This is a genomic window from Pseudomonas sp. KU43P, from assembly GCF_033095865.1.
Classification (GTDB): Bacteria; Pseudomonadota; Gammaproteobacteria; order Pseudomonadales; family Pseudomonadaceae; genus Aquipseudomonas.
Genome location: NZ_AP019365.1, coordinates 5813894 through 5838433 on the forward strand (window position 1 = coordinate 5813894; position 24540 = coordinate 5838433).

Sequence of the window (24540 nt, forward strand, 5' to 3'; positions counted from 1 at the left end):
GCCGTATTCGTCGGAAGGGCTTTCGAAGATGCCGCTGACACTCTCTTGCCTGGTGACCCCATGAACAGCCTCAAGCTTCCCGATATCGCCGCACAAAAACTGTTGCACGTCACGCCGTTGGACTGGGTTGGAATGTGCGCAATTGCGCTACCCATTCAGTTGGAAGGGCGCCATGTGGCGGCCATGGCGGACGCAGGAGTTAATCTGGTGGACGGCAAGTCCCGGGGCATTCACATGTCCAGACTCTACTTGGCACTGGAGCAATTGGAACACCAAGCACTGACTCCGCTCGCGATCCACCAGTTGCTGGCAGACTTTCTCGCGAGCCATGAAGGGCTATCCACTGCGGCCCATTTGCGATTGAGCTTTGAACATCTATTGAAACGCCCCGCGCTGGTCAGCCCTTTGGCGGGCTGGAAGAGCTACCAGGTGAGCGTCGACGCGAGGCTGGAGAACGAAATGTTCCACGTGGAACTATCTGTGCGAGTGCCTTACTCCTCTACCTGCCCTTGCTCTGCAGCTTTAGCGCGGCAGTTGATCCAGAGGCAGTTCGAGGCAGACTTCAGCGGAGAAGTTTTGAACCGGGAATCTGTACTCGCATGGCTCGGCAGTAGCCAAGGCATTGTGGCCACGCCACACAGTCAGCGGAGCCAAGCGTCTGTTCAGCTGCGCTTGCGCAACAACCTGGATACTGTGCCGGTTACCGAACTCATCGACGCCGTTGAGGCTAGTCTCGGTACAGCCGTTCAAACCGCCGTGAAACGTGCAGACGAACAAGCCTTCGCCTTGGCCAACGGACAGAACCTGATGTTCTGTGAAGATGCCGCTCGACGAATTCATCAAGCGCTGAGAGAGCTGGACATTGCCACTGCATTTACCCTTCGCGTGGAACATGCAGAGAGCCTGCATGCCCACGACGCAGTCGCCAGCAGCCAATGGCAATGGTAGATGTCAGCTTCGGGGTTTGACTGTTCCACAGTCGCTGCCGAGCCAGACAGCCCGGGTATTCATACTGCCCTGTTGCTGCACACCAGACGCATTGAAAGTACCGCTGACCTGGGTGGTGAATTCCTTGTCACTCAAGAAGGTAGCCTGGCCGGTGCCCTGCGCTTTGGGACAGCTGAACTGAAACTTCCAGACATTCCCTGTGCGGTCGGTGATTTTTTGAGTGCAGCCAGACTTCGGGTCTTGCAGCGGAATGTCGTTCGTCTGCACCTGTTCCTGTGTCAGGCATGAACGCACGCCGTTACCACCCACCGTGATGCCCTGCTTGGCCAGTACTCCTTCCATCATCGCCCGTTGCTCCGGTGGCAAGTTCTTGAGCTGCCCCAGCATGAACTGCATGTCAGGCAACGGCTTGCCATCGACCTGCATGTTGCTGGTGGTCAACTCCCACAACCCGGGTTGCAACATCTGCGCGTGCACCAGTGGGCTGCTCAAGCCAAGGGCCAGTGCCATCAGTGGCAGACGAATCTTCATGGACCAACGCTCCTCGAAAAAGCCGGCCAACGGGCCGGGCTGAGCCTTAGACGCCAAATCCGCTTTCAGGTTGCAAGGCGGGCCTGGAACGTGTTCTGTTATCCGCTGTGTATTCGGCAAGCAGGATGCGTATGGATTACCACAGCCCCTACTTCTTCGGCTACGTGCTCGGCATCATTCACTTGCTTGGCATCATCGCAGCGCTGCATGCGGTGTTCACTGTACGTACCGCCCAGGGTGCAATTGCCTGGGCCATGTCGCTGATCTTCATCCCCTACTTCACCCTGATCCCCTACCTGATCTTCGGTGCGCGTTCGTTCTATGCCTATATCCAGGCCCGCCGCCAGGCCAACCAGGAAATGCACGTTGCCATGGCCAACCTCAACTGGCGCCCCTGGGTGGAAGAGGCACTCACTGCACGTGAGTCTGGCAGCTACGCCGCCTTGCGCGCCATGCCTAAGCTTGGCCGCATGCCCTGCCTGGCCAACAATCAGGTCAAGCTGCTGATCGATGGCACCGCTACGTTCGATGCCATCTTCGCCGCCATTGCCCAGGCGCGCGAAGTGGTGCTGGTACAGTTCTTCATCATCCATGACGACAAGATCGGCAAGGCCTTGCAGCAACTGCTGCTGCGCAAGGCAGCCGAAGGCGTGCAGGTGTTCGTCTTGTATGACCGAGTCGGCAGCCATGCCCTTCCCGCCAGCTATAGCCAGGTGCTGCGCGAAGGCGGCGTGCAGATCCACGCATTCGCTACCCGCCGGGGCCTGTTCAATCGCTTTCAGGTGAACTTCCGCAACCATCGCAAGATTGTCGTGGTCGATGGCGTTGCCGGATTCATCGGCGGGCACAACGTGGGCGACGAATACCTCGGCGCCCACCCGCGTCTTTCGCCCTGGCGTGACACCCATGTGCAGATCAGCGGGCCGGTTCTGGCGTGCCTGCAGGAGTCTTTTGCCGAAGACTGGTACTGGGCAACCCGGCAATTGCCGCCGCTGATCCTACCCGATGCCTACCCCGACAACGGGGTACTTTGCCAAGCACTCGCCAGCGGCCCGGCCGACCCGCAAGAGACCTGTTCGCTGTTCTTCCTTGAGGCAATCCATTCCGCGACTCGGCGGGTATGGATCACCAGCCCGTACTTCATCCCCGACGAGGCTGTCTTTGCAGCCATGCGTCTGGCCGTACTTCGCGGAGTGGATGTACGCATCCTCATCCCGGCACGCCCGGACCACCGAATCGTCTATGCCGCCTCCAGCCTGTTCGCATTCGAGGCGGTGCGGGCAGGCGTGCGCATGTTCCGCTACCAACCGGGCTTCCTGCATCAGAAGGTGGTATTGGTGGATGACGAAGTCAGCGCGATCGGTAGTGCCAATCTGGACAACCGTTCGTTCCGACTCAATTTCGAGATCACCCTGCTCACCGTCGACCGCGCATTCGCCGATCAGGTCGAATCCATGTTGATGGCCGACTTCGAGCAATCCAGGGAAATTACTGCAGAGGACAGCCGGGACACTCACCGTCTCCAACAGCTGGGGATGCGCATCGCCCGGCTGATTTCGCCGATCCTGTAATGCGAAGGGGCCGCAAGTGCGGCCCCCCTCTCCATGCCTATCAGCGATACAAATCTTCTCGCGTCCAGGGCAAGTCGTGGTGCCCATCCGCGTATGGCTTGACCGCCAGTATCTGATGCAAGTTGATCCACCCCTTCTGGAACGCATAGGCACAGCCGGCCAGGTAGAGCCTCCAGATGCGCAAGGTTTTCTCTGGTACCAGCGCAGCCGCCTTGTGCAGTTGGTTCTCCAGGTTCTCGCTCCAGTGGTGCAAGGTCTTGGCGTAATGCAGGCGCAGGCTCTCCACGTCCACCACCTCCAGGCCGGCCTCACAGATGTTCGCGCTGATCATCGACAGGTGTGGCAATTCACCGTTGGGGAAGACATAACGGTCGATAAAGTCACCCGCACCTCGTCCGACAGGGCGACCATCCACATGCTTTGCCGTGATGCCATGGTTCATCACCAGGCCACCCTCACGCACGGCACCAAACAGCTTCTGGCAATACAGCGCCAGGTTGGCATGCCCGACATGCTCGAACATGCCCACGCTGACCACCTTGTCGAAGCGGCCATCCTGAGGCAGGTCGCGATAGTCGAGGATCTGCAGGTCGACCTTGTCGGCCAGGCCCTCGGCCTTGACCCGCTGCCTGCCCAGCTTGAGCTGCTCCTTGCTCAGAGTGATGCCGAACACCTTGGCGCCATATTCGCGTGCGGCGAAGCGAGACAGCCCACCCCACCCGCAACCTACGTCGAGCAGGTAGTCACCGGCCTGCAGGCGCAATTTGCGGCACAGGTGATCGAACTTGTCCTGCTGGGCCTGATCAAGGGTATTGTCCGGCTCGCGGAAGTAGGCGCAGGAATAGGCCATGTCCTGATCGAGCCAGAGTTGATAGAAGGCGTTGGAAACGTCGTAGTGGTAGGAGATGGACTTGGCATCGGTGCGCTTGTCGTGAGCCACACGCTGAGGGAGAACTTCTTCTTCATCGGTCAGCAGCGCTTCGCTGAGCTCGTCGCACACCCGAATGGCTTCGCCGATGTCGCCTTCCAGCTCGAGCTTGCCTTCAACGAAAGCGGTGCCCAGCTTGTCCATGCTCGGGTGGGTCAGCTGAGAGATCAGCTGAGGCTCCTTGACCAGGATGGTGACCTGCGGGCTTGGGCCCAGGTCGAACTGGTTACCGTCCCACAGTTTAAGGCGCAGCGGCAGGTGAAGCCTCTGCAATACCGGCGGAAGTTGCGCAAGCATGAACGACCCTCCTTTCCATATTGGACATGGCGGCTGTTATTTCGAACGCCACCGAAAGAGAGTAGTTCATTCGTGCAAGCTTTCCGCTAAACGAGACCATGGTCTAGAACTGAATGATCTTACCTAAGATTGTATACAATCATCCCCGCTCGGCTTAACCTTGTGCCCCTCTCGCGCTTCCTCATCTGGAGTAGAAACCCATGAAATCCTATGACGTGGTGATCATCGGTGGCGGCCCTGGCGGCTACAATGCGGCGATTCGCGCCGGGCAGCTTGGCCTCAGTGTCGCTTGTGTGGAGGGTCGCTCGACTCTCGGCGGTACCTGCCTGAATGTCGGCTGCATGCCGTCCAAGGCATTGCTGCATGCCTCGGAGCTTTACGAGGCTGCCAGCGGTGATGAGTTCGCCCACCTCGGAATCGAAGTGAAGCCCACCCTCAACCTCGCCCAGATGATGAAACAAAAGGACGAGAGCGTTACCGGCCTGACCAAGGGCATCGAGTACCTGTTCCGCAAGAACAAGGTCGACTGGGTCAAGGGCTGGGGCCGTCTGGACGGCGCCGGCAAGGTCGTCGTCAAGGCCGAGGATGGCAGCGAAACCACGCTGCAGGCCAAGGACATCGTCATCGCCACCGGCTCCGAGCCAACCCCCCTGCCCGGCGTGACCATCGACAACCAGCGCATCATCGACTCCACCGGAGCCTTGGCACTGCCGCAGGTGCCCAAGCATCTGGTGGTGATCGGTGCTGGCGTCATCGGACTGGAGCTGGGTTCGGTCTGGCGCCGCCTCGGCAGCCAGGTCACCGTGATCGAGTACCTCGACCGGATCTGCCCGGGTACCGATGAGGAAACCGCCAAGACCCTGCAAAAGGCGCTGGCCAAGCAGGGCATGATCTTCAAGCTCGGCAGCAAGGTCACCCAGGCTACCTCCTCGGCCGATGGCGTCAGCCTGACCCTGGAGCCCGCTGCCGGCGGCACTGCCGAAACCTTGCAAGCCGACTACGTGCTGGTCGCCATTGGCCGCCGTCCGTATACCAAGGGTCTGAACCTGGAGAGCGTCGGTCTGGAGACCGACAAACGCGGTATGCTCGGCAATGACCACCACCGTACTTCGGTGCCGGGCATCTGGGTCATCGGTGACGTCACTTCCGGCCCGATGCTGGCGCACAAGGCGGAAGACGAAGCGGTGGCGTGTATCGAGCGCATCGCCGGCAAGCCCCACGAAGTGAACTACAACCTGATCCCAGGCGTGATCTATACCCGCCCCGAACTGGCCACCGTGGGTAAGACCGAAGAGCAGCTCAAGGCCGAGGGCCGTGCCTACAAGGTCGGCAAGTTCCCCTTCACCGCCAACAGCCGAGCCAAGATCAACCACGAAACCGAAGGCTTCGCCAAGGTCATCGCCGATGCCAACACGGATGAAGTCCTGGGCGTGCACCTGGTTGGCCCTAGCGTCAGCGAGATGATCGGCGAGTTCTGCGTAGCCATGGAGTTCTCCGCCTCGGCCGAGGACATCGCCCTTACCTGCCACCCACACCCAACCCGTTCCGAAGCCTTGCGCCAGGCAGCGATGAATGTGGATGGCATGGCCATGCAGATCTGACCTTCACGCCACTTGAAACCTGACATTTCCCCAGGAAGTGTCAGGTTGCCTATCTCCAGTTCCATCACGCTTCTGCCTGCCGCTCGCCTTGCTGCGGTTCTTTACCGTGTACCGTCCTTGGGGCCGCCCGGACATGGCGCTGTTCAAGTTCACCGAAGCCATGCTTGCCGACAATGGCCGTTGCCGCCCAGACCAACCTGAAAATATCTACCGGTTCGCCTGGAACCGCGACAACCATTGACGCGCACCCTCTCTAGGCACCTCAAGCTTCGTACTCGCTGGCCTGGTGATCTACCATGCCGCCGCCAGTTTCCTCGTCGGAACAAAGAGATTTCCCTATGCCGCCCCGCTTGGCCTCCCTGTTCGCCGCCTTGATCCTGCCCGGGCTTGCCCAGGCCGCAACCACTTACTACCCGCTGACAGTCAGCAACTGTGGGGTGCCACAGACGTTTGCGCAGGCGCCGGAGCGTGCCGTCTCCATCGGCCAGGCAGGCACCGAGATCCTGTATGCCCTGGGCTTGGGCGACAAACTGGCGGGCACTTCATTGTGGTTCAACAATGTGTTGCCCGAATTCAAGGCGCAGAACGACAAGGTCGAGCGCCTCGCCGATAACGAGCCGAGTTTCGAAGCCGTCGTCAGCAAGCGTCCGCAACTGGTGACCGTGCAGTTCGAATGGATGGTCGGCCCACAGGGCGCGGTCGGAACGCGTGAGCAATTCAGTGAACTGCAGATCCCGACCTACCTGTTACCGTCCGACTGCGAAGGCAAGGACAACCTGGTCGGCGCCGACGGTACCCGCACACAGCCGTTCCGTATCGACACCCTCTACAAGAGTGTCAGCGAGCTGGCGAAGATCTTCGATGCTCAGGACCGTGGCGCTGCACTGAATGCCGACCTCAAGGCTCGCCTGGCACAGGCCAGGCAGCAGCTCGCCGGCAAGGATCTATCGCATACCTCCGCCCTGTTCTGGTTCTCCAGCGCCGACCTTGCCCTGGACCCCTATGTCGCCGGCCGCCAGGGTGTGGCTGACTTCATGCTGCAAACACTCGGCGTACGTAATGTCGTGGAATCCAATGAAGAATGGCCAACCGTCGGGTGGGAAACCCTGGCCAAGGCCAATCCGACGTGGATCATCATCGCCCGCATGGATCGCCGTCGCTTCCCCGCCGACGACCACCAGAAGAAGCTCGACTTCCTGCGCAGCGACCCTGTCACTCAGCAGATGGATGCGGTGAAACAAGGGCGCATCGTGATATTGGATGCCGACGCCATGCAGGCTGGCATTCGTCTGTTCCGCGGCCTGGAAACCCTCTCGGATGCCTTCGCGACCGGCAAAGTGGCTGCCAATCAGTCGGCGGAAGTAAGGCTGACTCGCCAGGCACCGTAGTGGCCTAGCTGCAATTGAGAAAGCGGTTGTACGTCGATGCGATGGAATGCCGACAAGGGGCACTGCAATACATGCATCATGGCCGCCCGGATGATCATGGGGTGCGTCACCGCAACCCAATGACCCGGTGCAGTGAACCCATCCAGCCAGTGGGCCACGCGTTGGCATACGTCGACGATCGACTCACCCCCATGCGGCGTCGAGCGGGGGTCGGTCAACCAGGCCTGCACAAGAGCAGGCTCATCTCGCTGCAGCGCCTTTAGCGCGACCCCCTTCCACACCCCGAAATCGCAGTCCCGCAATGCATGCTCTACGGCTACTTGCAGCCCCAGCATGGCCGCAGTCTGTGAGGTGCGCAGTTCAGGGCCGGCCAGACCGATGGCGCCATCCGGCAACACCAAAGGATGGCGCTGCGATAAGCGGATTTCATCAGCATCGGAATGAAAGTGGCCCAACCTTTGTGCGTCGGTCAGTGCGTGGCTGATGAGTGTGAGATGAGTGGCCTTCACGGGTGAACCTTCATGAGCGCAATCCCTAATAAAAACGCCCCGAGTATTTCGGGGCGAGGCAATGGATAGGCGGTGAGAGATCACCTATCACTCCATCGAGGCGCTCACTTCAGCGCGCCAGCTACCGCATTGAAAAATACCGCTTGCTCGTCATACAAGGAACTAAGCGTCTCCGCGTTTTTCCATGTTGACCACTGCCGACTGGCTCAAGACAAGCTTGGCGATACCCGCGCAATAGCCGCAGGGATAGTTTGCTCTGAAACGAGAAACGGGACGCACTGCTTCCCGTTCGCTCATCTGACCCGATGATTCAAGCCGTGGCGCGCAGTTCGCGGGCGGCTGCGACCATGTTCACCAGCGCAGCCTCGGTTTCCAGCCAGGCACGGGTTTTCAGGCCGCAGTCCGGGTTGACCCACAGGCGCTCGGCGGGAATGCGCTGGGCGGCCTTGCTCAACAGCTTGATGATCTCTTCCTTGGTCGGCACCCGCGGCGAGTGAATGTCGTACACGCCTGGGCCGATCTCGTTCGGGTAGTCGAACTTCTCGAAGGCTTCCAGCAGTTCCATGTCCGACCTCGAGGTCTCGATGGTGATGACGTCAGCGTCCATTGCGGCGATCGACTCGATCACGTCGTTGAACTCGCTGTAGCACATATGGGTATGGATCTGCGTTTCGTCACGTACACCCGACGCGCACAGACGGAACGCTTCGGTTGCCCAGTCCAGGTAATGCGCCCAGGCGCTCTTGCGCAGCGGAAGGCCTTCACGGAACGCAGCTTCGTCGATCTGTACGATCTTGATGCCGGCAGCTTCAAGGTCGACCACTTCGTCGCGAATGGCCAAGGCCAATTGCCGGGCCTGTACTTCGCGGCTCACGTCTTCGCGTGGGAAGGACCACATCAACATGGTCACCGGGCCGGTCAGCATGCCCTTCATGACCTTGTCGGTCAGGCCCTGGGCGTACTGGATCCACTGCACGGTCATGGCTTTCGGGCGGCTCAGGTCACCGAAAATGACCGCGGGCTTCACACAGCGCGATCCATAGCTCTGCACCCAGCCAAAGCGGGTGAACACATAGCCGTCCAACTGCTCGGCGAAGTACTCGACCATGTCGTTACGTTCCGCTTCCCCGTGCACCAGCACATCCAAGCCCAGATTCTCCTGGATCTCGACGGCATGGCGTATCTCGCTCTGCATGGCTTCGACGTAGTCGGCCTCGGTCAGCTTGCCTTGCTTGAACGCCTGACGCGCCAGACGGATTGCCGACGTCTGCGGGAACGACCCGATGGTGGTGGTGGGGTAAGCTGGCAAGCCCAGGCCTGCCCGCTGCTTGGCGATGCGCTGTTCAAAGGCTGACTGGCGCTGGCTGTCGACCGGCTTGATGGCGGCCAGGCGAGCTTGCACCGCCGGCTTGTGGATACGGGGCGAGGCGGCGCGGCTGGCCTGAATGGCGCAGCTGCGGGCCAGAGCAGCAACCACCTCGTCAGCGCCTGGCGCGTTGACAGCCTTGGTCAGCACGGCCACTTCCTGACACTTTTGCACGGCGAAGGCCAGCCAGCTCTTGAGCTCGGCATCGAGCTGGTCTTCGCGGGCCAGGTCCACCGGGCTGTGCAGCAGTGAGCAGGACGGCGCGACCCACAGGCGATCGCCCAGGCGCTCGGCAGCATCCTGCAGCACGGCAACAGCTTTCTCCAGGTCGCAGGCCCACACGTTGCGGCCGTTGACCAGCCCAAGCGACAGCACTTTGTAGGCCGGCAGGCGATCGAGAATGGTCGGGTATTGATCAGGTGCGCGCACCAGGTCGATGTGCAGGCCATCCACAGGCAGGTTGGCGGCCAGGCCAAGGTTTTCTTCCAGGCCACCAAAGTAGGTGGCGATCAGTTTTTTCAGCGGCGCACGCTGCAGGATGTTGTAGACGCGCTCGTAGGCGCTCTTCCATTCCTGGGGCAGATCCAGCACCAGGATCGGCTCGTCGATCTGTACCCACTCCACGCCTTGAGCAGCCAGGCGGTTGAAGATCTCGTCGTACAGCGGCAGCAGGCGCTCGACCAACTCCAGCTTGTCGAAGTCGGCACCTTTGGTCTTGCCGAGCCACAGGTAGGTCAGGGGGCCGATCACCACTGGCTTCACGACGTGGCCCAAGGCCTTGGCTTCGTCGACTTCTTCGAAAAGCTGCTCCCAGCTCAGGGCGAACTGCTGGTCAGCGGTGAACTCGGGTACCAGGTAGTGGTAGTTGGTGTCGAACCACTTGGTCATTTCCTGGGCGTGGGCGCCACCGCAGCAGTTATCCACAGCGCCACGGGCCATGCTGAACAGGGTCTGCAGGGTTGGCTTGGCACCGGTGTGGCTGCGGAAACGCTCGGGGATCACGCCGAATGTCAGTGAATGGGTGAGGACTTGGTCGTACCAGGCGAAGTCGCCGACCGGCAGCAGTTCGATGCCCGCGTCCTTCTGAGCTTGCCAGTGGGTGGCACGCAACTCACGACCGACAGCGTGCAGACCGGCCTCGCTCAGCTCGCCTTTCCAGAATGCTTCCTGGGCTTTTTTCAGCTCGCGGTCACGGCCAATGCGCGGAAAGCCGAGGTTGTGTGCCAGTGCCATGGTGTTTTGTCCTTCAAACGAGAAATTCGATGAGGGCAATTGTCAGGACACTGGCGTAATGAGACAAACTCATTATTTTTAAGAGCAACTGTAGTTTTTCTCATGATGCGCTTGGATGGGGCAGCCTGCTATGCCCTGCCCCGGTCCATGGCCGCCAGGTGTGCCGCGAGGAACTCAACGCACGTTCGGACTTTGGCCGAACGGTTCAAGCGATTGGGATAGACCGCCCAGACGTTCGCTTCCTGATCCCATTGAGGCAGCACCTGCACAAGAGTCCCTGACTCAAGCTGCGGGCCTACGTCCCACAACGAACGAAGGAGAATTCCGCGTCCATCGACACACCACTCCATCGCTACTTCCCCGTGGTTGGTCGAGAGCGGCCCTGTGACCTTCACGCTTGCGGTGTTTGCGCCATTCCTCAGGCGCCACACACCAAAAGGATGATCGCGCTCCTTGATGACAAGGCAGTCATGACGAGCGAGATCCTCCAGGGATTTCGGCACACCTCTTCGTTCGAGGTACGCAGGGGCCGCGCAGAGGATTCGGCGATTGGACGCAAGCTTCTTCGCGATCAGGTGAGGCGCAATCTCGTCGCCAATCCGGACATCCAGATCGAACCCTTCTGAAGCGATATCGACGATCCGGTCGAACATTTCGAACCGGACAGTGAGGCCCGGATGGGCCGCGGTCATCTGCGAAATCAGCGGGGCAACCACTTTGTGCCCGAACCCGAAGCTGCTGCAGATTCGCAGCAGCCCGCGGGGTTCTCCCTGGACTGTGGATACTTCCTGGATCAACTGGTCAAGGTCATCGAGCACACGCAACGCCCAATGGAACACCCGCTCACCTTCCTCCGTGATCGAGACGCGGCGAGTGCTGCGGTGAAGCAGCTTCGTGCCCAGCGAGTCCTCCAGGACTCGAATGCGTTTGCTGACATAGCCGGCTGATACACCGAACTCTTCGGCCACCGCGTTGAAGCTGGTTTTTCGGGCAACTGCAACGAAGACCCTAAGGTCCTCGTTCAACGGCATATTGTTCATGATTCGTAAATACTCATTCGCCAGAGGCTCGATTGATCTCTTACAGGAAACACTTAAGCTGAGTCAAACAGCGTCGCAGCCAACACAAGAATCGGAGTACCACAGAGATGACAAAGACCCTGAAGATCGCGGCTATCGCAGGTGACGGGATCGGCAAGGAAGTGATGCCAGAGGGCCTGCGGGTGCTGGAAGCTGCTGCCCGCCGATTTGGTTTCGGCCTTGAGTACCACCACTTCGAATGGGCGAGCTGCGATTACTATCTCCAGCACGGCAAGATGATGCCCGATGACTGGAAAGAACAGCTTTCGGGGATGGATGCCATTTTCTTCGGCGCGGTCGGCTGGCCCGATACCGTACCCGACCACATCTCGCTGTGGGGGTCGTTGCTCAAATTCCGACGTGAGTTCGATCAGTACATCAACCTTCGTCCGGTTCGGCTGTTCGAAGGCGTGCCTTGCCCGTTGGCCAATCGCAAACCCGGCGACATCGACTACTACGTCGTGCGTGAGAACACCGAGGGGGAGTACACATCGCTTGGCGGCATCATGTACGAAAACACCGAACGCGAGATTGTCATCCAGGAGTCGGTCTATTCGCGTCACGGCGCCAATCGGCTGTTGAAGTACGCGTTCGACCTGGCACAAAGCCGCCCACGCAAGCATGTAACGCTGGCGACCAAGAGCAATGGCGTGGCGATCAGCATGCCGTGGTGGGATGCTCGTGCCGATGACGTGGCCAAGGATTACCCCGAGATCACCCTGGACAAGCAGCACATCGATATCCTGGCTGCCCGTTTCGTCCTGCAGCCCGGCCGGTTCGACGTGGTCGCTGCCACTAATCTATTTGGCGACATCCTGTCCGACCTGGGGCCTGCAACGACCGGCACCATTGGTATCGCACCGTCCGCGAACCTCAACCCCGAGCGCGTCTTCCCGAGCCTTTTCGAACCCGTGCACGGCTCCGCGCCGGACATCTACGGGCAAAACATTGCCAACCCCATCGCGATGATCTGGTCGGGCGCTCTGATGCTGGACTTCCTGGGGCAGCGTGAAGCGCACGATGCCATTCTGCGGGCAATCGAACAGGTGCTCAAAGAGGGCCCACGCACGCGGGATCTGGGGGGTGTTGCATCGACGACGGAAGTCGGTGAGGCTGTCGCCGCGCTGGTCTGATCGTACTGAAAGCCCCGCAACGCGGGGCTTTCCCATCCATGAGGGGCGCCGCAGCCCTGTTTGCTAGGCGTCGCTAGCCGCAGTCAGCTTCGCTTCCAGCTCTCTGATCCTCAGCAGCAGTGCCTGCTGTTCGACCTTTGCGGCGGTGTTATCCATGCTGATACCGACAACCTTGATGGGGCGATCGGCAGCGTCGTGTATCACGGTCGAGCGAGACGAGATCCACCGCACACTGTCATCGGGCTGGTACATCCGGTACTCGTAATCGCAGTGCTCACCACTGCTGATCATCCGCTCGTACATTGCCTGCATCGCCTGAACGTCCTCGGCGGGCAAATGGCTCCAGAAGTCCTCGTTCGAACTGATGGTCCAGCCGTACACGTCCTTGACGTTCGAGGAATAGGTCACCTCGTCACTGATCAGATTCCATTCCCAAGTCACGATACGAGCGCCTTCCTGGGCGAGCTTCATCCGCGCTTCGCTTTCCATGATTTCGGCCGCGTAGCGCCGGCGCAGGTCGGTCATCGGCAGCTCGACAGGCTCTGCTTGCTGGACGCTGCTCAGTGCCTCCTGACCATAACGTAGCCAGAGCCAGTTCACCCGAAGAAAGTCGGCAAGCTTGCGCAGGTTGTCGTAGTCGATCTCACCGCCCTTGGTCCATTTGTGGACAGCGGTGCGGGATATGCCAAGTGCGGTACCGACCGCCTGGAGGGTCAACTTGTTGTGTTCAAGCAGTTCCTTGAGGCGGAAGGCGAAGCTGTTTTCCTGCATAGGGGAACGGTCCGAGAAGGGCTTGGCTGCCAGTATACACATCTGTAAACCCATGGATTACAGACGAGAGCGGCAAGCCCTTGGCAAGGCTCGGAGAACGGCGGCGCGCATCATGGATGCGCTAACGCTTGAAGCGACGGGCGTTCAGAGGTCGATGACCAACCTTGAGCCACGTGCGCGGGAGACGCAGATCATCATGGTTTGCTGGGAGGCTTTTTCTTCATCGGAAAGGTATTGGTCAACGTGCTCGGCTTCGCCTTCGAGGATGCGAGTCTCACAGGTACCGCAAACGCCTTCACGGCAAAGGCATTCCACCTGGGCGGCTTTGACGTTCTCAATGGCCTGGATGATAGTCATGCCCTCCTCGACCTGAAGCTCCCGACCGGACCTCCCGAGTACAAGGGTAAATGCACCGCCGGCAGCCGGAGCGGCGGCGAACTGCTCGAAATGCACCCGGGCGTCGGCGATGCCAGCAGCCTTGGCGCCTTCGACGACCGCGTCGATCAAGGGCTTCGGGCCGCACACATAAACGTGCGCATCATCGCTCAGCCCTGCATACAACGCCGGGAGGTCAAGGCGACGTCCAAGGCTGTCGACGTACAAGCTGATATTTCCGGCATGCGGGCCGTCGACCAATTGCCCTTGGAACGCACCATGATCGGGGCTGCGAAACGCATAATGAAGTTCGTAGGGAACATCACCCCCTTCCAACTCGTGAAGTTGCGACAGGAAAGGTGTGATCCCGATTCCGCCGGCGATCATCACATGCTTGCCGGCAGCGGTGTCGAGGCCGAACAGGTTGTTCGGCGTCGAGATGGTGAGCTCGGTGCCGACCTCGACCTTCTCATGCATGAAGGCAGAGCCACCCTTGGATTGCTCCTCCAAACGTACCCCGATCTGGTACCGGGACAGGTCCCTGGGATCACTCATCAAGGAATACGCGTTGCTGAGGCCTTCCGCCATCTTCACGATCACGTGGCTACCCCCCGTGAAGGCCGGCATGGGTTGACCATCGGCACGCGCAAGCGTGAAACGCTTGATTTGCGCAGTCGCCTGTTCAACTTCGGTCACTCGCACACTAAACATCTCGTAAGCACTGGCCATCTTGCACCTCAACTCCGCGCAGGGCGGCGGCCCCGCCGCCCTGGCACTACTTCTTCGGATCGTGGGGTCCGGAATAAACGACAGGAATGGATTGCCCCGGCTTTTACGGCCGGGGGCTCATGCTTAGTCCAAATGAGCAACCGCGATGAGATTGTGGAAGTGAGCGATACCGTGCTCACTGATGCCGGAGCGTTCCTTGTCGACCATGATGCGGCCTTGGCCACGGTAACCCCGCGACTTGAGCCCCTTCTGCACGCTCTCGACCAACCGCAGGTCTTCAGGGCGGAACACTTCGCGATACCAGTCGATCAGCACTTGCTGCTCCGGCGTGATTTCCTTGTTCAGGAAGTAGATGTCGTAGTGCTGCAGCGTGGTTTCTGCATCGACCGGGAATTCATAGATGACGGTCATGAAGTTGGCTCCCGGCGGCACGTTGAACATCGTGCACGGCCAGGCCCAGTAGCCTGCGAAGGACGGATCCTTGACTGACTCGTCGACCTTGAACGATTGCTCGGACGACTTGGCGATGCCGTACTGCAGGGTCCAGTTGCCATGCAGCGTGTGCCCGTACTGGCCGACGTCTACCGAATCGGCAAAGCTTGGGTGCGCTGGGCCGCAGTGGTAGCACTCCAGGTAGTTGTCGACGATCGACTTCCAGTTCGCAGGCGTATGGCTTACGAAACGCGCAGCCAATTGCAGGTCGTCGATGACGGTGCAAGCCTCGCGCATGCTCTTCTGCAGACCGGGCAGCTGGTCTTCCACCGGGCCTGCTTCATTGTCCATATTGATGAAGATGAAGCCTGCGTACTCTTCCACGCGTAGCTGGACGAGGCTGAAATCACCCTTGTCGAACGCTTCGACCTGGTCGCAGTTGCGCACATGGGTCAGGTCGCCATCGAGCTTGAAGGTCCAGGCATGGTACGGGCAGGCGATGACATTCTTGGCCTTACCGCTGCCCTCGAGCAGCTGGTGGCCACGATGCGGGCACACGTTGTAGAAGGCGCGCAGCACGCTGTCACGCCCACGGATGACGATGATGCTCTCGCCGATCACTTCACGGGTGATGTAGTCGTTGTTCTGGGCCACTTCGCTGCGATGGCCGACGCAGATCCAGCTCTTGGCGAAGATCTGCTCTTTCTCGTGCTCGAACACATCCCCGCTGGTGTAGAACGTGGCCGGAATGGTGAACGCCTTTTCGTGATCGCTGCAGAAATCAGCTGGCAGGCGTTGGAACTTGGTCATCTGTAATCTCCAGGCTGCGCATTGCGCATCTTGTAATCTTTAGTTAACAGTCACCCGACAGTTAACATTGCAGGCAAAAAAAACCTGCCGCGGCATCAACCGAGGGGTAGGCGACACCGCGCAGGCAAAATCACTGAGCCAATGCCGCCGCAGTTGCGGCTGGCTTGGCCACTTCGCCCAGGGTCGCAGGGCGCTCGTCCTGCGCCATGGCTGCAGCCTCTTCCTCGATGAGGTGGGCCGGCACCGAACCGTAATCCGCCAACATCCATTTGAAGAAGCCATACACCTTGATCAGCAGGATCACGGTGAACGGGATGGCCGTCAGCACCACTGCCGTCTTCATGGTCGACAGCGAGGCCTTGGCGAACAGCATGGCCAGTGGGACCAGGGTCAGGGTCACGCACCAGAACAGGCGGTGGGTGGGCGACGGGTCTTCGCCTTCCTGGAGGTTGCGGGTACTGGTTGCGGCCACGGCGTAGGCGGCAGCGTCCATGTGCGAAGCACAGAACACTGCCATGATGAACAGGTACACCGCCAGGAACACCTTGCCCCAGGGCAGGCCCAAGATCACCGCTTCAACAGCACTTTCGCCGCCGTGTTCGGTGAGGATCCGAGGCACGTCGATCGCGCCGGTGATGAACTGATGCATGCTGTAGCTTTCCAGCGCACCGAAGAAGAACCAGCAACCCACGCTGCCGCCCAGAATCAGCGCCAGCACCACTTCCTTGATCTGCCGGCCGCGCGACACGCGCGTCACGAACATCGCCACACCTGGTGCGTAGGAAATCCACCAGAGCCAATAGAACACCGTCCAGTTGCGGGTGAATTCGCCCTCGCCAGCGGGGTCAGTGAACAGGCTCATGTGCACGTAGTTCTGGATCATCAGGCCAATGCCATTGGCCGTGTTGTTGATGGTGAACTGGGTCGGGCCGACCAGCAGCACCACCGCGGCGAAGACTAGCGCACCGTAGCAGACGATCTTGCTGAGCTTCTGCAGGCCGCCATCGATGCCGATATAGGAGCTCAGCGAGAACAGCACTGCAATCACGCCGATCAGCATCACCTGGACGGTGAAGGTGTCGGGTGTACCAACCAGGCCCGACAGGCCACGGGTCAATGTCGAAGCGGTAAGCGCCAGGGAAACGGTGAGCGCGCCCATCATGGTCAACAGGAAGATCAAGTCCACGATCCGGCCCACAGGCCCGGTAGCCTTGAGCCCGGTGACGGCCTCGACAATCGACGCCAGATTCAGTCCACTCTTTTTACGCGCATGGAAGTGATAGGCCATGGCCAGCGACGCCAGGGCGTAGATCGACCAGGCGCTGATGCCCCAGTGGAAGAATGAATAGCCGACGCTGTACTCAAGTGCCTCGCGCGATTGCGGGGCAATGTTCAGGCCGGGGGTCTGGTAGTAGTAAGCCCACTCCATCACGCCCCAGTACAGGGTGGAAGACCCCATACCCGCGCAGATGAACATGAACACCCAGGTGGTGGTGGAGTATTCGGGCTTGCCCGAACCCAGGCGGATATTGCCGTACTTGCTGAAAGCCACCAGGAGCACCGCAAGGGTGCTGCCGAAGATGATCAGCTGCACGGCCGTGCCGAAGGATCGTGTGGCCCATTCAAAGAGTTGATTGGCAGCAACGCCGGCTTGCTCGGGGAAGGCGGCCAGGCCGACCACTGTCAGCAGCACGGCGACAAGGCTCATGGTGATGAGGAACACATCAACCTTTTTGTTGAGGTAGAACATCAGACGACTCCAGGACGTTTTTGTTTTTTTGTCACATCCAACGCAGGCTCGGGACGACGACGCTTTCCTTTACTTCGTAACCATTGGTTAACTGCAATCCCGTGGTTAACAGTCTGCTGACAATTTTGGGGTTTCGCAAGAGCCTTTCATCCTTGGTATGCCAAGGATGTGCGAGAAAGAGAGAGGAATAAGGTGGGGCTTGAGGGGTATGTTGCAGCTATCTGAATGCAAAAGCCGCGAAGTCACGCTGATATGGCCGGCAAACATCAATGTGCGCCGGCTGCTCCCGCCTTCACCCTGGCTGGGGCGCCATGGAAAACTCCAGCAGTCGGGTGCTGCATGCGACAGCTTCCTGCCTGTCGAACTCTTGATGTATCACGCCTTGTGCCAGCTCCTCCATTGCACCGTACATCGCTGCGAACATGAGCCGAGCGGGCATGCCCTGATCGTTCACATGGGCGGTGAATATCTCCAGGAATGCATCCACCATGAAATGCCGTATACGGATTTTGAGGTCGCTGTATTCCGGATAGGCGGCCAACGCCGCAATCACCCGCTCATAGACAGGGCCGCAATTGCAGGCACATTCGATGAATGCGTTTGCCACAACATGCGCGGTTTCGTGCAACGACAGTGCCTTTTCCCCAAGGCTGCCTCGCAGGCCGGCGACGAATCGCTTGTCGTACTGCTGGTAAAGCTCGACCAACAGCCCTTCACGCGTGGAAAAGTGCTCATACGTCACCGGCTTGCTCACGCCCGCCTGTTGGGCGAGCGTGATAAGCGTCAGGGCATCAGTGCCTTGATCCCTGACGATGCCCTCTGCGATCGCCAGTAACTGATCACGGCGATCAGCCTTGGACATCCGACTAGCCATTCACTCTCCTTGGTCAATCACTGCACCGACAGCGGCAGTCCGAATATGTGGTCAAACGCCCAGTTGTAGAGCACCTCAGCACGAAGGCATCGCACACAGAACGCCCCATAGGTCAGCCTGCGTTTCCAGCTTTGCATTTTCGTATTTTCCGTAATCGCTTGAAATCACTCTGTTGGGCAAAAGGCCCTGATCTGATTCAGGCGCACGAGGCGGACAGTACGTGCACATACCGGTACGCAGACGAAAAGGATTGAGGGACATGGCAATTGCGCATCTTGCTTCCTACGCGGGGAGGTAGAAATGACTTTTGATGGCCTACCATTGGTAGGAAACCTACCTCAACCCTCCGAACATGGAAAGCAAAACTGTCGCAGAACGGGTAGAGCCGGGGGGCTCCTCATTCTGCGACAGTCTTTGCCGACAGTTTTAAATCTTGAAAGTCGTGAAATTGGAATTAGAGAATTAAAGCTGTCGCAGAGCCTCCCGAATTTCGCGGTCTGCAGCCTAATGCGGAGGAAACGCAAAACTGTCGCGACTGCCTAAAACGCGGGCCCAGACGGAGATCCTATGGAATTAAAACTGTCGCAGCCAGAAATGACGGGGCTTCCAGGTACATTTGGTAGCTTGAACGGCTGGCGCCGCCAGTTGACCTGTGGTTATCAAACCTACGAGGGATGACTGTCGACCTGAAAACGCTTGGAAGCACTATTTCAATTATTCGTCGACGGCATGCCGGTGCTGCACTGGCGCCGGGATCACTTGCACCTGCCCATGCTCGACACCTCGCTCTACCATCAACTGACGAGACAGCTCACAGACGGGCCCACTTGGGCCCTGGAGCACCGAGACTTCTAGGCAATGACCCGCATCGAGATGCACGTGCAGCGTCGAGCGGGTTAGGTCATGGTGGGCATGTAAGGTCTGGTTCAGACGCTTGGGCAGCTCACGCGTGTTGTGGTCATACAGGTAGCTGACCACCGCCACGCACGGGGCATCTTCGGGCAAGGCCTCGGCCTCGCGTATGCCGCCGCGCAGCAAATCGCGAATTGCCTCCGAGCGCCCCTGATAGCCCTGCGTTTCCACCCGCCGATCGATGAGATCCAGCAGCTCTTCGTCCAGCGTGATGGTGATCCGTTGCATTTTGTAACTTCCAGTAAGATGATTTTACATAGACATCATACCCACCGCTCTTTAGCCTACGGCCTCCATTGAAGTGGGGGACGCAGTGTGAAGCAGCAGCCTGGCAAACGAAAGTCCGCCCTGTGGGGCATCCTTCTATTCGCGGCGAGCGCCTTCGCGCAGGCCGCTGACACCACGACGCCAGGGCCGACACTGGTGTATTCCTGGCCCGTTAACGCCGGTCCCCTCGACCCCCGCGGATATTCGCCGAATCAGATGTATGCGCAGGCCATGGTGTATGAGCCTCTAGTGCGCTACACCCATGCAGGCACCGTGGAGCCGTGGCTGGCTACAAGCTGGAAAGTCTCCGATGACGGCAGGACTTACACCTTCACCCTACGTGACGGGGTTCGCTTCAGCGACGGTACGCCGTTCGACGCCTCAGCGGCCAAAGCCAACCTGGATGCAGTCCTGGCCAACAGCCAACGCCACCGCTGGATGGAGCTGGTCACCACCCTCGACCATGTCGAGGCCCCCGATCGCCTTACCTTGCGCCTGGTGCTCAAACACCCTTATTACCCGACCCTCATGGAGCTGGCCCAAGTTCGCCCGCTGCGCTTCGGCGCCCCCGCTGCCAAGCCTGGTCAGCCCGTCGGTACCGGACCATGGATGCGCGCCGAGTCACGCCTGGGCGAATTCGACCGCTTCGTGCGCAACCCGCAATACTGGGGGCCGAAGCCAGCCTACGGCGAAGTCATGGTGAAGGTCATTCCCGATCCCAACAGCCGTGCTTTAGCCTTGCAGGCTGGAGAGGTCGAACTGATCCAGGGCGCCGCCGGGGAGATCACTGCCGGCACCTTCGTGCGCCTACGCGACCAAGGCTACGCCACTGCTCTGTCAGCACCACTGGCCACGCGCACCTTGGCCATGAACACCGGCCGTGGCGCCACCCGCGACCTGGCGGTGCGCCAGGCGATCAACGAGGCGGTGGACAAGCAGGCGATCATCGACAAGATACTCTACGGACTGGAACCACGGGCCGACACGCTGTTCGCCAGTAACATGCCATACGCCGACATCGGCCTGAAACCCTATCCGTATGATCCCGCTCAGGCAAAGCAAGCGCTGGAGTCCTCGGGCTGGACGCTCGCCCCCGGCGCCAGTGTGCGCAGCAAGGGCGGCGAGCCGCTGTCGATCGAACTGGTATTCCTCGGCACCAGTGCCCTGCAGAAAAGCCTGGCCGAAGTGCTCCAAGGCGAGCTGGCCAAGGTCGGCATCCACATCGAACTGCGCGCCGTAGAGGAAGGGGCCTTGGTGCGCCGGCAGCGCGACGGTGATTTCGGCATGATCTTCGCGGACACCTGGGGAGCGCCCTACGATCCCCACTCGTTCGTCAGCTCCATGCGCTATGCCGGCCACGCCGACTACATGGCCCAGCGCGGCCTTGCGATCAAGGATGAGCTCGATCAGCGAATAGGCCAGGTGCTGGCCAGCACCGATGAGCAGCAGCGAGCCGAACAGTACCGCTTTATCCTGACCACCTTGCACGAACAGGCGGTTTACCTGCCGATCTCGCACCTCACCGCCATCAGCGTGCGCCGTGATTCGGTAGGTCACGTCGAGTTCGGCAGCACGTTGTTCGATGTACCGTTCGAGGCCATGACGCCGAAGCAGGAACAATGACATGTTGCGCTACATTCTGCTGCGCCTGGTGTTGCTTGTTCCGGTGATGTTCGGCGTGTCGCTGCTGGTATTCGTGCTGCTGCACCTGGGCAGCACCGATCCTGCGCTGGATTACCTACGCCTATCGCACATCCCGCCGACCGATGCGGCCATCGCCGAAGTCCGCCACGCTCTTGGCCTGGATCGCCCCTTGTATGCGCAGTATCTGACCTGGCTGTGGAAGGCGCTGCACCTGGACTTCGGCATCTCGTATCTGACCGGTCGCCCGGTGCTGGACGACCTGCTGTATTACCTGCCGGCCACCTTGCAACTGGGCGGCCTGGCCCTGGCCTGCACGCTTTTGCTGTCGATCCCGCTTGGGCTCATGGCCGCCCGCTGGCAAGGCCGCTGGCCCGACCATGCCGTACGGGCAGTCACCTTTCTGGGCGTGTCGATGCCCAATTTCTGGCTGGCGTTCCTGCTGATCGCGCTGTTCTCGCTGTGGCTGGGCTGGCTGCCACCGCTGGGCCGAGGCACGGCCGGGCACCTGGTGATGCCGGTGCTGGCCATTGCGCTGATGTCGATGTCGATCAACGCCCGCCTGCTACGCGCCAGCCTGCTCGAAGCCAGCGGCCAACGCCATGTCACCTACGCTCGCGCCCGCGGCCTGCCCGAGCGCCAGGTGTGGCGTGACCACGTCCTGCGCAACGCCTGGCTGCCGTTCGTCACAGCCACCGGCATGCACGTGGGCGAACTGATCGGTGGTGCACTGGTGATCGAGACCATCTTCGCCTGGCCCGGCGTGGGGCGCTTTGCCGTCTCGGCGGTGCTCAACCGCGACTTCCCGGTGATGCAGTGTTTCACCCTGCTGCTCACCGGTCTGCTGATGGTCTGCAACCTGGTGGTGGACGTGTGCTACGCCTGGCTCGACCCGCGTAGCCGTCTGGAGGGAGCAAGCGCATGAGCGTTCTTTCAAATATTCGTCGACCGGCACTGGCCAGCTCCACCGGCATGGTCCTCGGTCTGGTCTTGGTTGGCCTGCTGGTTGTGCTGGCAGTTTTCGGCCAGTGGCTTGCACCGCACGACCCCGACTTGGTCGATCTCGGCCAGCGCCTACTGCCGCCCGACGCCAGCCACTGGCTGGGTACCGATCACTTAGGCCGCGACCTGCTGTCACGCCTGATCGTCGGCACCCGTCTGTCGCTGGGCAGCGTGATGCTGACCTTAGCGCTGGTACTCGCCCTCGGGCTGGCCGTGGGTGGCCTCGCGGGCTTCATCGGTGGACGTACCGACCTGCTGCTGATGCGCCTGTGCGACATGTTCATGACCTTCCCGACCTTGGTGTTGGCGTTCTTCTTCGTCACCCTGCTGGGCACTGGACTGACCAACGTGATCATCGCCATCGCCTTGTCTCATTGGGCCTGGTATGCACGTATGGTGCGCGGCATGGTGATTGCCCAGCGTGGTCGCGAATACGTGCTGGCCTCTCGCCTGGCCGGTGCCTCGCGCTGGGCTCGTCTACGTCAGCACGTGCTGCCGAACATCGCCGGCCCTCTGCTGGTGCTCGCAACCATGGATATAGGCCACATGATGCTGCACGTCTCGGGCCTGTCCTTCCTTGGCCTGGGGGTGACACCGCCGACCGCCGAATGGGGCGTGATGATCAACGATGCCAAGGAATTCATCTGGACCCATCCGCAACTGCTGCTGTTGCCGGGCCTGATGATCTTCTTCTCGGTGATGGCCTTCAACCTGCTGGGCGATGCCCTGCGCGATCGCCTCGACCCGACCCGGGAGCACCACTAGATGACCCCATCCACCTTGGAAGTCCGTGACCTGCACATCGAAACACAGGCTGGCACGCTGGTGCAGGGTGTCGACCTACAACTTCATCGCGGTGAAGTCTGCGCCCTGGTCGGAGCCAGTGGTTCGGGCAAGTCCCTGAGCTGCCTGGGCATGCTCGACCTGTTGCCGGCCGGCCTTGTTCGCACAAAGGGTCAGTTGCTCCTTGATGGCCAACCCTTGAGCGCTGCCCAGGTGCGGGGCCGCCTGGCCAGCTTGGTGCTGCAAAACCCACGCAGTGCGTTCAACCCGGTACGCAACATGGCCAGCCATGGGCTGGAGACTCTTCGCCAGCGCGGCACTACCGGTGCCGCCGCCCGTGAGCGGATGGTCCACTGCCTAGCCGCCGTGGGTCTCGCCGATCACACCCGCGTGTTGCAGTCGTTCGCCTTTCAGCTCAGCGGCGGCATGCTGCAGCGCATGATGATCGCCCTGGCGCTAATGGCCGAGACACCGTTTCTACTGGCGGACGAGCCCACTAGCGACCTCGACGCCGTGAGCCAGGCGCGCTTTCTCGACGTGCTGATGGATCTGGTCGAACGGCACGGACTCGGCGTGTTGCTGGTGACCCATGATATGGGCGTGGTGGCGCGCTGCGCCGATCAGGTAACGGTAATGGACGCTGGCCACATCGTCGAGCGTCAGCCCGTGCAAGCACTGTTTGCCAGCCCTGCCAGTGACACCGCGCGTACGCTGCTTGAAGCCCACCAAATCCTCTGCGGGAGCCAACCATGAGCCTGCTGCACGTCCACCAACTGAGCCACCGCTACCGCACGGGCGGACTGGTGCACAAACGTGGCTGGTTGCAAGTCCTCGACGGCATAAACCTAGAGCTACAAGCCGGCCAATCAATCGGCTTGCTGGGCAGCAGCGGCAGCGGCAAAAGCACCCTCGCTCGCCTGTTGCTCGGGCTGGAAACACCGAGCCAGGGGCAGGTCACCTTCGCAGGAGAAGCCGTCAGCCAACTGCGCGGCGAACCGGCGCGGGCCTTCCAGCGCAATGTGCAGCTGGTGTTCCAGGACGCGCCCGGCGCCTTCAACCCGCAGCGCAGCATCGGCTGGAGCATTGCCGAACCGTTGCGTCACCTGAGCGATCTGGATGAGGCGGCCCGCCGCACGCGGGCCGTTGAGTTGTTGGAGCAGATGGGACTGCGCGCCGAGCATGCCGAACGCCTGCCGCAGCAACTCAGCGGTGGCCAATTACAACGGGCCAACATCGCCCGGGCGCTGGCGATCTCACCAAAGCTGGTGGTACTCGATGAAGCGCTGTCGAACCTGGACCGAGTACTGCAACTACAGCTGCTCCAGCGCCTCGACGCACTGCGTCGCGACAAGGGCACTGCCTTCCTGCTGATCACCCATGACCTCAGCCTGGTGCGTTACTTCTGCCAGCGGGTTGTGGTGCTCGACGCAGGGCGCATCGTCGAGGACCGTGTAGTGGACGGTGACCTGTCATTCGACCACCCCATAGGCCAACAGCTGCAGGCCGCCGTGCTGCCTGAGCGCCCGATCAAGACCAACGCTCAGGTCAGCAGGTCACTCGCTTAGCGGGATCGAAGACTGAGACAACCTACGCGGCCAGGGCCTTGCACG

At 60.5% G+C, this 24540-nt stretch carries 22 protein-coding genes; 11 read left to right on the forward strand and 11 right to left on the reverse strand.

Going from position 1 to position 24540, the window contains the following annotated elements; all coding sequences use genetic code 11:
• Nucleotides 1-60 precede the first annotated feature (60 nt).
• Nucleotides 61-948 (forward strand): GTP cyclohydrolase FolE2, encoded by an 888-nt coding sequence (folE2, locus tag KU43P_RS26665; protein ID WP_317660446.1) that lies wholly within the window; start codon nt 61-63, stop codon nt 946-948.
• A 3-nt stretch (nt 949-951) separates the two neighbouring features.
• On the opposite strand, the gene KU43P_RS26670 is transcribed toward folE2, so the two are convergent.
• Nucleotides 952-1479: a DUF3617 domain-containing protein gene (locus tag KU43P_RS26670; protein ID WP_317660447.1), complete on the reverse strand. Its 528-nt coding sequence runs from the start codon at nt 1477-1479 to the stop codon at nt 952-954.
• A gap of 131 nt (nt 1480-1610) precedes the next feature.
• Here KU43P_RS26670 and cls point away from each other — a divergent pair, with 131 nt between their 5' ends.
• Nucleotides 1611-3050, forward strand: a complete 1440-nt coding sequence (gene cls / locus KU43P_RS26675) for a cardiolipin synthase (RefSeq protein WP_317660448.1) — start codon at nt 1611-1613, stop codon at nt 3048-3050.
• A gap of 40 nt (nt 3051-3090) precedes the next feature.
• Here the strand turns inward: cls and cfaB are convergent, their stop codons facing one another.
• Nucleotides 3091-4275, reverse strand: coding sequence for a C17 cyclopropane fatty acid synthase CfaB (gene cfaB / locus KU43P_RS26680; protein WP_317660449.1), 1185 nt, complete (start codon nt 4273-4275; stop codon nt 3091-3093).
• 200 nt (nt 4276-4475) lie between these two features.
• On the opposite strand from cfaB, the gene lpdA reads away from it, so the two are divergent.
• The 3 genes from lpdA (at nt 4476) to KU43P_RS26695 (ending at nt 7264) form a co-directional block, all read left to right on the forward strand.
• Nucleotides 4476-5876 carry a dihydrolipoyl dehydrogenase gene (lpdA, locus tag KU43P_RS26685; RefSeq protein WP_317660450.1) on the forward strand — a complete coding sequence of 467 codons (1401 nt, stop codon included), beginning with the start codon at nt 4476-4478 and terminating at the stop codon, nt 5874-5876.
• Nucleotides 5877-5982: 106 nt separating this feature from the next.
• A complete protein-coding gene (locus KU43P_RS26690; protein WP_317663928.1) occupies nt 5983-6117 on the forward strand; it encodes a hypothetical protein in 135 nt (44 codons plus the stop codon).
• Between the two features lie 97 nt (nt 6118-6214).
• The gene (locus KU43P_RS26695) at nt 6215-7264 is read left to right on the forward strand and encodes an ABC transporter substrate-binding protein (protein ID WP_317660451.1); all 1050 of its coding nucleotides are present in this window, start codon (nt 6215-6217) and stop codon (nt 7262-7264) included.
• Here the strand turns inward: KU43P_RS26695 and KU43P_RS26700 are convergent.
• From KU43P_RS26700 to KU43P_RS26710, 3 genes are all read right to left on the reverse strand, one after another.
• On the reverse strand, nt 7225-7773 hold the full coding sequence (locus KU43P_RS26700; RefSeq protein ID WP_317660452.1) for a histidine phosphatase family protein: 549 nt from the start codon (nt 7771-7773) through the stop codon (nt 7225-7227). The genes KU43P_RS26695 and KU43P_RS26700 overlap by 40 nt on opposite strands.
• A 310-nt stretch (nt 7774-8083) precedes the next feature.
• Nucleotides 8084-10372 carry a 5-methyltetrahydropteroyltriglutamate--homocysteine S-methyltransferase gene (gene metE / locus KU43P_RS26705; RefSeq protein ID WP_317660453.1) on the reverse strand — a complete coding sequence of 763 codons (2289 nt, stop codon included), beginning with the start codon at nt 10370-10372 and terminating at the stop codon, nt 8084-8086.
• A 128-nt stretch (nt 10373-10500) separates the two neighbouring features.
• Complete coding sequence (locus tag KU43P_RS26710; RefSeq protein ID WP_317660454.1) at nt 10501-11412, reverse strand: LysR substrate-binding domain-containing protein; 912 nt, start codon at nt 11410-11412, stop codon at nt 10501-10503.
• 107 nt (nt 11413-11519) lie between these two features.
• Between KU43P_RS26710 and KU43P_RS26715 the strand changes: the two genes are divergently transcribed.
• A complete protein-coding gene (locus tag KU43P_RS26715) occupies nt 11520-12584 on the forward strand; it encodes a tartrate dehydrogenase (RefSeq protein ID WP_317660455.1) in 1065 nt (354 codons plus the stop codon).
• Nucleotides 12585-12647: 63 nt separating this feature from the next.
• Here KU43P_RS26715 and KU43P_RS26720 read toward each other — a convergent pair whose 3' ends face one another.
• The 6 genes from KU43P_RS26720 to nikR form a co-directional block, all read right to left on the reverse strand.
• Nucleotides 12648-13355 carry a PAS domain-containing protein gene (locus KU43P_RS26720; protein WP_317660456.1) on the reverse strand — a complete coding sequence of 236 codons (708 nt, stop codon included), beginning with the start codon at nt 13353-13355 and terminating at the stop codon, nt 12648-12650.
• 144 nt (nt 13356-13499) lie between these two features.
• Nucleotides 13500-14459: a PDR/VanB family oxidoreductase gene (locus KU43P_RS26725; protein ID WP_317660457.1), complete on the reverse strand. Its 960-nt coding sequence runs from the start codon at nt 14457-14459 to the stop codon at nt 13500-13502.
• Nucleotides 14460-14582: 123 nt separating this feature from the next.
• A complete protein-coding gene (locus tag KU43P_RS26730; protein ID WP_317660458.1) occupies nt 14583-15701 on the reverse strand; it encodes an aromatic ring-hydroxylating oxygenase subunit alpha in 1119 nt (372 codons plus the stop codon).
• Nucleotides 15702-15831: 130 nt separating this feature from the next.
• Complete coding sequence (locus KU43P_RS26735) at nt 15832-17451, reverse strand: BCCT family transporter (protein WP_317660459.1); 1620 nt, start codon at nt 17449-17451, stop codon at nt 15832-15834.
• A 292-nt stretch (nt 17452-17743) separates the two neighbouring features.
• Nucleotides 17744-18313, reverse strand: a complete 570-nt coding sequence (locus KU43P_RS26740) for a TetR/AcrR family transcriptional regulator (protein ID WP_317660460.1) — start codon at nt 18311-18313, stop codon at nt 17744-17746.
• 726 nt (nt 18314-19039) lie between these two features.
• The gene (gene nikR / locus KU43P_RS26745; RefSeq protein WP_317660461.1) at nt 19040-19465 is read right to left on the reverse strand and encodes a nickel-responsive transcriptional regulator NikR; all 426 of its coding nucleotides are present in this window, start codon (nt 19463-19465) and stop codon (nt 19040-19042) included.
• 87 nt (nt 19466-19552) lie between these two features.
• Between nikR and nikA the strand changes: the two genes are divergently transcribed.
• The 5 genes from nikA to nikE are packed head-to-tail and all read left to right on the forward strand — an operon-like array spanning nt 19553 to nt 24495.
• Complete coding sequence (gene nikA, locus KU43P_RS26750) at nt 19553-21127, forward strand: nickel ABC transporter substrate-binding protein (protein WP_317660462.1); 1575 nt, start codon at nt 19553-19555, stop codon at nt 21125-21127.
• Between the two features lies 1 nt (nt 21128).
• On the forward strand, nt 21129-22070 hold the full coding sequence (gene nikB, locus KU43P_RS26755) for a nickel ABC transporter permease subunit NikB (RefSeq protein WP_317660463.1): 942 nt from the start codon (nt 21129-21131) through the stop codon (nt 22068-22070).
• Nucleotides 22067-22912, forward strand: coding sequence for a nickel ABC transporter permease subunit NikC (nikC, locus tag KU43P_RS26760; RefSeq protein ID WP_317660464.1), 846 nt, complete (start codon nt 22067-22069; stop codon nt 22910-22912). The genes nikB and nikC overlap by 4 nt, the downstream gene beginning before the upstream one ends.
• Complete coding sequence (gene nikD, locus KU43P_RS26765; protein WP_317660465.1) at nt 22913-23683, forward strand: nickel import ATP-binding protein NikD; 771 nt, start codon at nt 22913-22915, stop codon at nt 23681-23683.
• Complete coding sequence (gene nikE, locus KU43P_RS26770; protein ID WP_317660466.1) at nt 23680-24495, forward strand: nickel import ATP-binding protein NikE; 816 nt, start codon at nt 23680-23682, stop codon at nt 24493-24495. The genes nikD and nikE overlap by 4 nt, the downstream gene beginning before the upstream one ends.
• Nucleotides 24496-24540: the final 45 nt, after the last annotated feature.